The sequence below is a fragment of the Halomonas fontilapidosi genome, assembly GCF_014192285.1.
Classification (GTDB): Bacteria; Pseudomonadota; Gammaproteobacteria; order Pseudomonadales; family Halomonadaceae; genus Halomonas; species Halomonas fontilapidosi.
The window spans coordinates 92,670-103,791 of sequence record NZ_JACHXQ010000007.1 but is presented as its reverse complement, the minus strand read 5'-3'; the positions used below and the strand labels follow the sequence as shown (position 1 = coordinate 103,791).

The following is an 11,122-nucleotide window of genomic DNA, read 5'->3' as shown; positions in this document are numbered from 1 at the left end:
GTAAGCCGTAAGCCGTAAGCCATAAGCCGTAAGCCGTAAGCCAAGAGGCTGCAACCAGCCCGGTTCTTCGTAAAGCTTACAGCTTATCGCTTCAAGCTCCGGGCGAAGCCCGGTTCAGGCGCGGGAGACGTACTCACCCGTGCGCGTATCCACTTTAAGAACCTCGCCCTCGTTAATGAACAGCGGTACGCGGACCACGGCGCCGGAGGAGAGGGTCGCCGGCTTGGAGCCCCCCTGGGCAGTGTCGCCCTTGAGGCCGGGGTCGGTCTCGGTCACCTCCAGCTCGATAAAGTTCGGCGGGGTGACGTTGATCACGTTGTCATTCCACAGGGTCACGGTGTAGGGCACCTGCTCCTTGAGCCACTTCTCGGTGTCGCCCAGCGCCTTCTTCTCCACGGCGTACTGCTCGAAGGAGCCGTCGGTCTTCATGAAGTACCACATGTCACCGTCGGTATAGAGGTACTCCATCTCCAGCTCGAGGACATCGGCGGCCTCCAGGGAGTCGCCGGACTTGAAGGTGCGCTCCCAGACGCGGCCAGTCATCAGGTTGCGCAGCTTGACGCGGTTGAACGCCTGCCCCTTGCCCGGCTTGACCAGCTCGTTCTCGACGATGGTGCAGGGATCGCCGTCCAGCATCACCTTCAGACCGCCCTTGAATTCGTTGGTAGAATAGTTGGCCATGATGTCTTACCCATATTCGAGCGCGCCACCGGCACTGGCCGGGGCGCGCGCAAGCAGATGAAATTCGACGGGGGTCACTCCCCCGTTCGCATTGACTGGTGTGCCGCATGATAACCCGAAGCAGCGCCCTTTTGCAGCGTCCCGACCGGGAGGCTCGTCCCCTGCCCCTCCAGGCACGCTGGCAGACCCAGCTGGCCAGGGCGATCCGTGACCCCCGCGAGCTATGCCGTCGCCTGGGGCTCGACGAGACCTGGTGGCCGGGGGCCGAGCGTGGCCACGCCCTCTTCGAGGTCAGGGTTCCCGAGGCCTACCTGGCGCGCATCCGGCCCGGCGACCCCGCCGATCCCCTGCTACGCCAGGTGCTGCCGCTGGCCGAGGAGGCGCTGCCGACGCCCGGCTATGTGGCCGACCCCCTCGAGGAGGCCGAGCATGCGCCCGCGCCCGGGCTGATCCACAAATATGCCGGCCGGGTGCTGCTGATCGCGAGCCCCGCCTGCGCGGTGAACTGCCGCTACTGCTTCCGCCGCCACTTCCCGTACGAGGAGAACGCCCCCTCGCGAGCGCAGTGGGAGCGCACCCTCGACACCCTGCGAGACGACTCCTCGCTCCACGAAGCGATCCTCTCCGGCGGCGACCCGCTGGCCGCCAGCGACCGCCAGCTGGCCTGGCTGGTCGAGCGGCTAGGCACCATCCCTCACCTCAAGCGCCTGCGCCTCCACACCCGACTGCCGGTGGTGATTCCCGAGCGCATCGACGACGCCCTGCTGGGCTGGCTCTCCGCCACCCGACTGCAGAAGGTGATGGTGCTACACATCAACCATGCCAACGAGATCGACGAGGCCGTGGTCGCAGCCTGCCGCCGGCTCAGCGATGCCGGGGTGACCCTGCTCAACCAGAGCGTGCTGCTGCGCGGGGTCAACGACTCGGTAGAGGCCCTTGCCGCGCTCTCGGAGCGGCTGTTCGAGGCCGGCATCCTGCCCTACTACCTTCACGTGCTGGACCCGGTGGCCGGCGCGGCACATTTTGACGTGAGTGACGACCAGGCCCGCGAGCTGGTCGCGGGCCTACGGAAACAGCTCCCGGGCTTCCTGATGCCGCGCCTGGTGCGGGAAATTCCCGGCGAAGCCAGCAAGACAACGCTGTAGCGACGAGCATCAAGGTAAGCGGCGCCGGAGACAGGCCGAAGCGGGGGTCCTATGCCATGGATGGCATCGGTAGCGCCCAGGGACGGGTTTACAGCGCCCCCGCGAAGTGCCTGTCTCCGGATCAGTCACGCATCGCTTACTTGGCCACCTCAAGACTCTCCTCGGTCACGTTGGGTGCCGGGGCGCGGGTGGAGAGATGACGGTTGAGGGCGCTCATCACCGCCTTCATGGAGGCGCTGGTGATGCTCTCGTCCGTGCCGACCCCGAACACCGCCTCGTTGCCTGCTCGAACTTCCACGTAGGCGATCGCCTCCGCGTCGGAGCCCTGGCCGCGGGAGTGCTCGTGGTAGTCGATGATCTCCACGTCATGGCCGGCCGCCGCCAGTGCCTTGATGAAGGCCGCCAGCGGGCCATTGCCTTCCCCCTGGATGGTGCGGTGCTCGCCCTTCTCCTCGATGGTCGCCTCGAGGTGGACCTTGGGGCTGTCGGGCTCGGAAGAGAGGCGGTGGCTGACCAGGTTAAAGGGCGAGACCTTGGCCAGGTACTCGTCGACAAAGGCCTGGTAGATCATCTGCGAGGTGATCTCGCGTCCCAGGCGGTCGGCCACTTCCTGCACCACCTGGCTGAACTCCATGGAGAGCCGGCGCGGCAGCTCGATACCGTGCTCCTGCTCCAGCAGGTAGGAGACCCCGCCCTTGCCGGACTGGCTGTTGACGCGAATCACCGCCTCGTAGCTGCGCCCGACATCCAGCGGGTCGATGGGCAGGTAGGGCACGGCCCAGACATCATCCGGATGTTCACGACGCTCGGCCATGCCCTTCTTGATGGCATCCTGGTGGGAGCCGGAGAAGGCGGTGAAGACCAGATCACCCACATAGGGGTGACGGGGATGCACCGGCAGCTGGTTGCAGTGCTCCACCTCGCGCATGACCGGCGTGATGTTGGAGAAGTCGAGCCCCGGATGAACGCCCTGGGTGTAGAGGTTCATGGCCAGCGTCACGATATCGACGTTGCCGGTCCGCTCGCCGTTGCCGAACAGCGTGCCCTCGACCCGGTCACCGCCGGCCATCATGCCCAGTTCCGCGGCAGCCACACCGGTACCGCGGTCATTGTGCGGGTGCAGGCTGACGATCAGGCTCTCGCGGTCGGCCACGTGGCGGCAGAACCACTCGATCTGGTCGGCGTAGTGGTTCGGCGTGCCGATCTCCACCGTGGCCGGCAGGTTGACGATCATCCGCTTGTCGACGGACGGCTGGTAGATGCCGGCCACCGCCTCGACGATCTCCACGGCAAAGTCCATCTCGGTGGTCGAGAACAGCTCCGGCGAATACTGGAAGGTCCAGTGGGTCTCGGGTGCCTCTTCCATGCGGCGGCGAATCTGCGTGGTGGCATCCACGGCGATCTGGATGCACTCCTCCTTGCTGACGTGGAAGACCACGCGACGGAAGACCGGGTCGGTGGCGTTGTAGACGTGGACGATAGCGTTCTTCGCCCCCTTCAGCGCCTCGAAGGTGCGGTCGATCAGATGGGGCCTGGCCTGGGTCAGCACCTGGATGGTGACGTCGTCGGGCACCTTGTCCTGCTCGATCAGGTTACGCACGAAATCGAAATCGGTCTGGGAGGCCGAGGGAAAGCCCACCTCGATCTGCTTGAAACCGACCTTGACCAGCAGGTCGAAAAGGCGCTGCTTGCGCTCCTGGTCCATGGGGTCGATCAGTGCCTGGTTGCCGTCACGCAGATCGACGCTGCACCACTGCGGCGGCGTCTCGAGGCGACGGTTCGGCCACTGGCGGTCGGGCAGGTCGACGGCCACGAAGGGACGGTACTTGGTGGCGGGGTTATCGAGCATCATGGTGGCGTTCTCCCTGGTGTGCGGCGGCATTCAGAAACGACGACACCCCGCCGGCCGAAAGGCGTGCGGGGTGTCGTGAGATACGGTGCCGCTGACCATATTCCGGCGACATACCCGGGGGCATGCGCGGACCATGGCAACGGCATCAGTGATCATGGGGCGGGTAATGCGGGTGGTGGACATCGTGCTACCTCGTTTCGACCGGGACTCTCTAACTGCTGGCTCTAACTGCTGGCTCTAACTGCTGGCGAATCAGCCAGACGACGGCGATGCAGCAACATCGCCCGTCGCGCTCAGCGGCAGGATAGGGGTAGTCGTAGGTCGAAAACGAAGTGGCAGGATGTGATGTTCATGCCCCTAGAGAATCAGTCTTCAACGCGCCTGTCAACTCTGGCACCGCGCTGTCTGTCGCCGAGGGCGGCTTCCATGCGGTCGAGCTGGGCACTCAGCTGGCGCACATCATGGCGCAAACCGTGCAGTTCGGCGGCCTCGCCCTCACCGCTCTCGATCTCCATCTGCGCGCTCTCCTTCTGCATCACGTCGAGCACAATGCCGATCATCATGTTGAGGAAGATGAAGGCGGTGAGAAAGATAAAGGTCAGGTAGTAGATCCAGCTCCAGGCATAAAGCTCCTGGGTGGCGTACATCACGTCGGTCCAGTCCTCGAAGGTCGCCACCCGGAACAGGGTCAGCATGGCCGTGGAGATGTTGGCCCACAGAAATTCATCCACCTCGGCGAACAGGAAGCTGCCGATCGCCGCGTAGATGTAGAAGATGATGAACATCAGCAGGGCCACATAGCCCATGCGCGGGATCGACTTGACCAGCGCCGCCATCAGCATGCGCAGTTCAGGGATCATCGACACCAGGCGCAGCACGCGGAAGATGCGCAGCAGCCGCGCCAGCAGCACCATCTCCGAGTCATCCAGCGGGATCAGGCTGGCGGTGACGATCAGGAAGTCGAAGATGTTCCAGCCCTTGCGGAAGAAGTCGCGCAGGCGCTTCTCCGCGGCCATGCGGATCAGGATCTCCACCAGGAAGAACACCGTCACCGCCACGTCCATGACCAGCAGCCACTGCTGGAAGCGGTTGGTCTCCTCGTAGGTCTTGGCGCCGATCAGCAGCGCCGAGACCACGATGATGGTGATCACCGTCAGCTCGAAGGCCTTGTGGGCGCGCAGCCGCTCGAAGCGGTCGCGACAGATCTCGAAGGTGGTACTCATGTTGCTTGGAATCTCACAATCAACTGATAATACTGGGTATTTACCGAAACAAATGGAAGGCGCTAACGGGCTGACAGCGGCTAGCGCACGGCGCTACGTACAATTCGACGTACAAATAGCCCCCATAGCGTCCTTGGGCCGCGAGATGTTATCACGCGAGCAGGTGGCCATACGCGAAATCTGGAGAGTCTGCCGGGGGTAACCCGCTCGTTTTCAAGGAGCGGGGGGCAGCGATGGGCTACTTCAACTCGGCCAGCTGATCGGCCTGGCGGCGGGTGGTCTCCACCGTCACGCTGTTGCCGTCGGTGAAGACGAGATCGGTATAGTAGTTGGTGCGGCGGTAGAACGAGCCGACGATGCACAGCACCAGGGCGATGATCAGACCCAGAGGCCCGAGGAACAGGAACCCCAGGCCGCCAAAAATGATCAACCCGAGCAGAAAGGTAAGCACAGCAAACCGCCTCTCGCTTTCACGGCGGGCATGAAGGGTGGCGAGCTGGCTGGGGAGATAGGTGAGCGTCCGGGCACCGCGCACGGTGATGCCGTGTTTGCCGATGTCGATCTTGCCGCGAGTGCCGAACGAGCCGCCGATAATCCGCATCTTGCCTCCTGCTGTTGAGTGACCTCCTTGTCGGCCTGCATCAGCCGGCGCATTCTGCCAGCATAGCACCCGCCGGGCCCTCCTGGATGGAACCCATGGACGACGCCACCCGCTACCGCCTCACCATCTCGCGCAAGCGCCTCAAGCGACGTGGCTGGGTAAGCCTACGCCAGCGCCAGGGCCACTCTGGCGGATCTGCACACATCGCCCAGGACATGCACACCAGTGACCGGCACAGCCTGCGCTGGCTCGCCGACCAGTTCCACAACAGCGACCTGTTCAAGCGCCTGGCCAGCAAGACCCAGGAAAGCTACAGCTATGCCCGTCTGGTCCTCGAGCGCACCACCATGCGGGCCGAGTCGCGGATCATCGACCTCAACTGCCACCGCATCACCCCTGACATCGTCCAACGGCTGGCGGATCGCATAGCCCAGGAAGGCACACCCGCCAAGGCGAATCACGTCGTTGCCTACCTGCGCCGCATCTACCGCTGGGGCATGAACCGTGGCCATTGCACCGACAACCCCGCCTGGACAATCGAACCCGCCAAGGAACGCGCACGCCATCGCCTCCCCGAACGCTTGGTGCTCGCCCTGGTCACCCAGTTCTGCCAGGCACGCGGCCAAGGCAGCACGACCGCATCCAGCGTCGTCGCGCCCTATCTGTGGGCCCTGATCGAGACCGCCTATCTCTGCCGGCTGCACGCGATCGAAGTGCTCACCCTCACTTGAGGTCAACGCCACCGAGGCCTGCATACGCACCAATCGCCGCAAGGGCAGCCGCGACAACCTGGTGCGCTGGAACGAGCGCCTACGCAGCGCCGGGCATGCCGCCATCGCCGTGCGCAACGACCTATGAGAGAAGAACGGCCGAGAGGTACCGCTGGACCCGGCACGCCGCCCGCTGTTCATTGGCGGTGGCGCCCTAACCCGTGGCGGCCTCGACGGTGCCTGGTATCGCATGATGGAAGCCGCCGTCGACGCAGGCGTGATCACCCAGGAAGAGAAGTTCGGCCTGCACGACCTAAAGCGCCGAGGCATCACCGACACCGAAGGCAACCGCCATGACAAGCAAGAAGCCAGCGGCCACCGCAACGAACACATGCTCGTCGTCTACTACCTCAGCCTGGCCGAGGTCGATCCGAGCAGTAGGTAGGCGTGGGCTAGGGATCTTCTTCGGGAGAGGTTTCCGACGTGCGTCTCACGCCGACAATATAGCCAATGACGCCGCCGATACCGCCGCCACCGAACAAAGTGACCAAGGTACGCAACACTTCTGTTGCCAGCTCTGCCTTATCATTGAGGGCAAGAATCACCAGCACCAACGCCACGATGACGAAGATGATGACGCCTGCAAGAAGCAGGCCGGTCAACATCTTGCGATTCGACCTGCGCTGATCTTTGAGGTCTTCGGCGAATAGGTCATTTTGCTGCTTGGCCAAGTCCATGTGCTGAGCGTCACGCTGCGCTTCCACCTGCAAGGCCCGGCTGTTCTGCTCCAGCTTACGCTCCTCAATGTCGAGGAGCCGATTCAGCAATTGATTGCGATCGTTGTTACCACCTGGCTCTGTTGGCTCTGTCGGCTCCATTAGCCCAGAATCCGTCCGATGCGGCTATAGGTGCGATCTGTCTCCCGGCGAGGTGTCAGCTCGAAGTAGCCGAACCGGCGCGAACCCAGTTTGGGTAACTTAAACTCGACATGGTATGCCATGCGCTCTTCACGCGGCATCGCCATAAACTCCTTGCTGCTCAGTCGCTTGACGCCAGGCAGCATATCAATTGTGACACTCCTGTTGCGTTGATCTCTCGTTTGCATCATGTGCCTGTTCTCCCTATAGGTAGCCAGCATTGTCCTCAGGCAACCGGCCGGGTCGGCTTCTACGACCGACTTTGTGTAGCCCATGAGATTAAGATAGCGGGTAAACTGAATCAAGCGAGGCGAACCGGACGGATCTAGAAATCCTACGCACAATACGCGTGCAAGTGGTTGATTTAAAAATCTGAAACCACCTGCACTACGTACATTAAATAAGCGTAAGCAATTGTTTTCTATGCAGCAAAATCCTGTTGAGCACGCAGCCGCTCGAAGCGGTCGCGCCAGATCTCGAAGGTTGTACTCACTGAACCGGCTCCTCCAGGTCCCCCTGGCGATAGCCGATCAGGTAGAGCACGGCGTCGAGCCCCAGGGTGGAGATCGACTGCCGGGCCTGGGCCCGAACCAGCGGCTTGGCCCGGAAGGCGATGCCCAGCCCGGCGGCGGCCAGCATCTTGAGATCGTTGGCGCCGTCGCCCACGGCGATGGTCTGCTCCATGGCCAGCCCCTCGCGATGGGCGATCTCGTGGAGCAGTTCGGCCTTGCGGTCGGCATCGAGGATCGGCTCGCGCACTTCGCCGGTGACCTTGCCATCCTCGATCAGCAGTTCGTTGGCGTGGACCTCGTCGAAGCCGAGCCGCTCCTGCAGGTGGCGAGCGAAGTAGGTGAAGCCGCCGGAGAGAATCGCGGTGCGATAGCCCAGCCGCTTGAGGTGGCGCATCAGCCGCTCGAGGCCATCCATCAGCGGCAGTTCCTCGGCGATCTCGACGAGCACCGACTCGTCAAGCCCCCTGAGCTTCGCCATGCGCTCGCGGAAGCTCTGCTGGAAGTCGAGCTCGCCGCGCATGGCCCGCTCGGTCACCTCGGCCACCTCATCGCCCACGCCGTGGCGCCGGGCAAGCTCGTCGATCACCTCGGTCTGGATCAGGGTGGAGTCCATGTCGAAGCAGACCAGGCGGCGATGGCGACGCCAGATGGAGTCCTCCTGGAGGGCGATGTCCACCCCGTGCATGGCACCCAGCGCCAGCGCCTTCTCGCGCAGCGCCTCGAGGTCGACCTCCTCGCCGCGCAGCCAGCACTCTACACAGGCACCGTGCTCGGGCATGCCGCCGTCCAGCGGTTCACGGCCGGAGAGGCGGTGGATCAGTTCCACGGTCAGGCCATGCTCGGCGGTCAACGCCCCCACCTCGGCCAGGATGCCGGCCGGCAGATGGGGCGCCAGTAGGGTCAGGATCAGCCGCGGCTGGCTCGCCTGCACGCTCCAGCGCTGGTAGTCCTCGGCGCTGACCTGGATCGCCTGGATGTCCAGGCCCAGGCTGTCGCCCGTTGCCGCCAGGGCTCCCTCCAGGTCGCTCTCCTGGGCGAGCCCTACCAGGGCCTCCAGGGAGAGAATGCCGAAGGTCACGCTCTGGTTGATGTCCAGCAGCCGGGCGCCGCTGGTCGCCAGGGCCTTGCCCAGGCCGGCCAGCTGGCCGGGACGTGCTACACCGGTGGCACGGATCAATACGCGTCGTGTCATTCCGCAATCTCCAGCCGATCAACCTTCTGCAGGCCGCGAGGCAGCTTGCTGCCGCGCCGGCCGCGCTCGCCACGATAATAGTCCAGGTCGCCAGCCTTGAGGGTCAGGTGGCGCTTGCCGGCGTGAACCACCAGCGCCGCGCCGGCGGGCAGTACCACCAGGTCGCGCATGAACTCCTCGCGGCGGGCGGCGCGGGCGCCGGGAATATCGATCATCTTGTTGCCCTTGCCCTTGGCCATCTCGGGCAGCTGATCCATCGGGAAGACCAGCAGCCGTCCCTCGTTGGAGACCGCCGCCACGCTGGCACCCTCCTCGGCCGGCACGTCAAGCGGCGGCAGCACGTTGCAGCCCTTGGGCACGCTGAGAATCGCCTTGCCCGACTTGTTCTTGCCGGTCAGCTCGTCGAGGCGGGCGACGAAGCCGTAGCCGCCGTCGGAGGCCAGCAGGAAACGCCTCTCCGGCGGCGCCAGCATGAGGCCGGCCATGTGGGCCCCGGCCGCCACGTTGACCCGCCCCGTGACCGGCTCCCCCTGGCCCCGTGCACTGGGCAGGTTATGCGCCGACAGGGTGTAAGCCCGCCCGGTGTCGTCAAGCAGCACCAGCGGCTGATTGGTCTTGCCCCGCGCAGCGAGGTGAAAGCGGTCGCCGGCCTTGTAGGAAAGCCCCGCAGGATCAATCTCGTGGCCCTTGGCGCTGCGGATCCAGCCCTTTTCGGAGAGCACCACGGTGACCGGGTCGGCGCCGACCAGCTCGACTTCGGAGAGCGCCCGGGCCTCCTCGCGCTCAACCAGCGGCGAGCGGCGGGCATCGCCGTGCGCCTCGGCGGCGTCGCGCAGCTCCTCCTCGATCAGGTCGGTAAGCTTGGCCTCGCTGCCGAGCAGCTCCTGCAGGCGCTTGCGCTCGGCCTCGAGCTCGTCCTGCTCGCCGCGGATCTTCATCTCCTCGAGCTTGGCGAGGTGGCGCAGGCGCAGTTCGAGGATCGCCTCGGCCTGGCGGTCAGAGAGCGCGAAGGCCTCGATCAGCGCGGGCTTGGGCTCGTCCTCCTCGCGGATGATGCGGATCACCTCGTCGATGTTGAGGTAAGCGGCGAGCAACCCCTCGAGGATATGCAGGCGGTCCTCGACCTTGCCCAGACGGTGCTCGAGACGCCGGCGCACCGTGGCGCGACGGAAGCGCAGCCACTCGCCGAGCAGGTCGGGCAGCGCCATCACCCGCGGGCGGCCATCCAGGCCGATCACGTTCATGTTGACGCGGATGTTCTTCTCGAGGTCGGTGGTAGCGAAGAGATGCGCCATCAGCGCCTCAATATCGACCCGGCTGGAGCGCGGCTCGATCACCAGCCGCGTCGGTTCCTCATGGGTCGACTCGTCGCGCAGGTCGGCCACCATGGGCAGCTTCTTGGCCTGCATCTGGGCGGCGATCTGCTCCAGCACCTTGGCTCCGCTCACCTGGTAGGGCAGCGCGGTGACCACCACGTTGCCCTCCTCGCGCACATAGCGGCCACGCAATTTCACGGAGCCACGACCGCTCTCGTAGAGCTTTCGCAGGTCGCTGTGCGGCGTGATGATCTCCGCCTCGGTGGGAAAGTCGGGGGCCGGCAGGTGCCCGAGCAGGTCGGTCGTGGTGGCCTCGGGGTGGCGCAGCAGATGGCAGGTGGCCTCGACTACCTCGTTCACGTTGTGCGGCGGGATGTCGGTGGCCATGCCCACGGCGATGCCGGTGCCGCCGTTGAGCAGCACGTGGGGCAGCCGCGCCGGCAGCACCACCGGCTCGTTCATGGTGCCGTCGAAGTTGGGGGTCCAGTCGACGGTGCCCTGCCCCAGCTCGGCGAGCAGTACCTCGGCGAACTTCGACAGTCGCGCCTCGGTATAGCGCATGGCAGCGAAGGACTTGGGATCGTCGGGACTCCCCCAGTTGCCCTGGCCGTCCACCAGCGGGTAGCGGTAGCTGAACGGCTGGGCCATCAGCACCATCGCTTCATAGCAGGCGCTGTCGCCGTGGGGGTGGAACTTGCCCAGCACGTCGCCGACGGTGCGCGCCGACTTCTTGTACTTGGCACTGGCACCCAGCGCCAGCTCGCGCATGGCGTAGACGATGCGCCGCTGTACCGGCTTCATGCCGTCGCCGATATGCGGCAGCGCCCGGTCGAGGATGACGTACATCGAGTAGTCGAGGTACGCCTTCTCGGTGTATTCGCGCAGCGAGAGGCGCTCGACGTCGCCCTCCGCCACCTGGATATCCATGGTCATAGCACGTTGACCTTATTCGCGATCGTGGAATCGTCGAGGG

Annotated in this window: 11 protein-coding genes; 3 read left to right on the top strand and 8 right to left on the bottom strand. The window is 64.7% G+C overall.

Annotation, left to right across the window (positions count from 1 at the left end; genetic code table 11):
• Positions 1-114 precede the first annotated feature (114 nt).
• Positions 115-681, bottom strand: a complete 567-nt coding sequence (efp, locus tag FHR95_RS11390; protein ID WP_040187906.1) for an elongation factor P — start codon at positions 679-681, stop codon at positions 115-117.
• A gap of 107 nt (positions 682-788) precedes the next feature.
• On the opposite strand from efp, the gene epmB reads away from it, so the two are divergent.
• Complete coding sequence (gene epmB / locus FHR95_RS11385) at positions 789-1,826, top strand: EF-P beta-lysylation protein EpmB (protein WP_183314466.1); 1,038 nt, start codon at positions 789-791, stop codon at positions 1,824-1,826.
• A gap of 136 nt (positions 1,827-1,962) precedes the next feature.
• Here epmB and leuA read toward each other — a convergent pair whose 3' ends face one another.
• The 3 genes from leuA to FHR95_RS11370 all read right to left on the bottom strand — a co-directional run bounded on the left by leuA (position 1,963) and on the right by FHR95_RS11370 (position 5,502).
• Complete coding sequence (gene leuA / locus FHR95_RS11380) at positions 1,963-3,678, bottom strand: 2-isopropylmalate synthase (RefSeq protein ID WP_040187910.1); 1,716 nt, start codon at positions 3,676-3,678, stop codon at positions 1,963-1,965.
• Positions 3,679-4,043: 365 nt separating this feature from the next.
• Entirely contained in the window at positions 4,044-4,901 is an 858-nt protein-coding gene (locus FHR95_RS11375) for an ion transporter (protein WP_183314465.1), read from the bottom strand.
• A 238-nt stretch (positions 4,902-5,139) separates the two neighbouring features.
• Positions 5,140-5,502, bottom strand: a complete 363-nt coding sequence (locus FHR95_RS11370; protein ID WP_183314464.1) for a hypothetical protein — start codon at positions 5,500-5,502, stop codon at positions 5,140-5,142.
• A 95-nt stretch (positions 5,503-5,597) separates the two neighbouring features.
• Between FHR95_RS11370 and FHR95_RS17030 the strand changes: the two genes are divergently transcribed.
• Positions 5,598-6,233, top strand: a complete 636-nt coding sequence (locus tag FHR95_RS17030) for a phage integrase central domain-containing protein (protein ID WP_221199305.1) — start codon at positions 5,598-5,600, stop codon at positions 6,231-6,233.
• A gap of 229 nt (positions 6,234-6,462) precedes the next feature.
• Positions 6,463-6,657: a site-specific integrase gene (locus FHR95_RS17025; protein WP_246378537.1), complete on the top strand. Its 195-nt coding sequence runs from the start codon at positions 6,463-6,465 to the stop codon at positions 6,655-6,657.
• A 7-nt stretch (positions 6,658-6,664) separates the two neighbouring features.
• Here the strand turns inward: FHR95_RS17025 and FHR95_RS11360 are convergent, their stop codons facing one another.
• The 4 genes from FHR95_RS11360 to parC form a co-directional block, all read right to left on the bottom strand.
• On the bottom strand, positions 6,665-7,090 hold the full coding sequence (locus tag FHR95_RS11360; RefSeq protein WP_183314463.1) for a hypothetical protein: 426 nt from the start codon (positions 7,088-7,090) through the stop codon (positions 6,665-6,667).
• Entirely contained in the window at positions 7,090-7,320 is a 231-nt protein-coding gene (locus FHR95_RS11355; RefSeq protein ID WP_183314462.1) for a hypothetical protein, read from the bottom strand. Before FHR95_RS11355 ends, FHR95_RS11360 begins: the two co-directional genes overlap by 1 nt.
• Before the next feature lie 298 nt (positions 7,321-7,618).
• Positions 7,619-8,833 (bottom strand): phosphoserine phosphatase SerB, encoded by a 1,215-nt coding sequence (serB, locus tag FHR95_RS11350; RefSeq protein ID WP_183314461.1) that lies wholly within the window; start codon positions 8,831-8,833, stop codon positions 7,619-7,621.
• Positions 8,830-11,082, bottom strand: a complete 2,253-nt coding sequence (gene parC / locus FHR95_RS11345; protein WP_183314460.1) for a DNA topoisomerase IV subunit A — start codon at positions 11,080-11,082, stop codon at positions 8,830-8,832. Before parC ends, serB begins: the two co-directional genes overlap by 4 nt.
• Between the last annotated feature and the right edge of the window lie 40 nt (positions 11,083-11,122).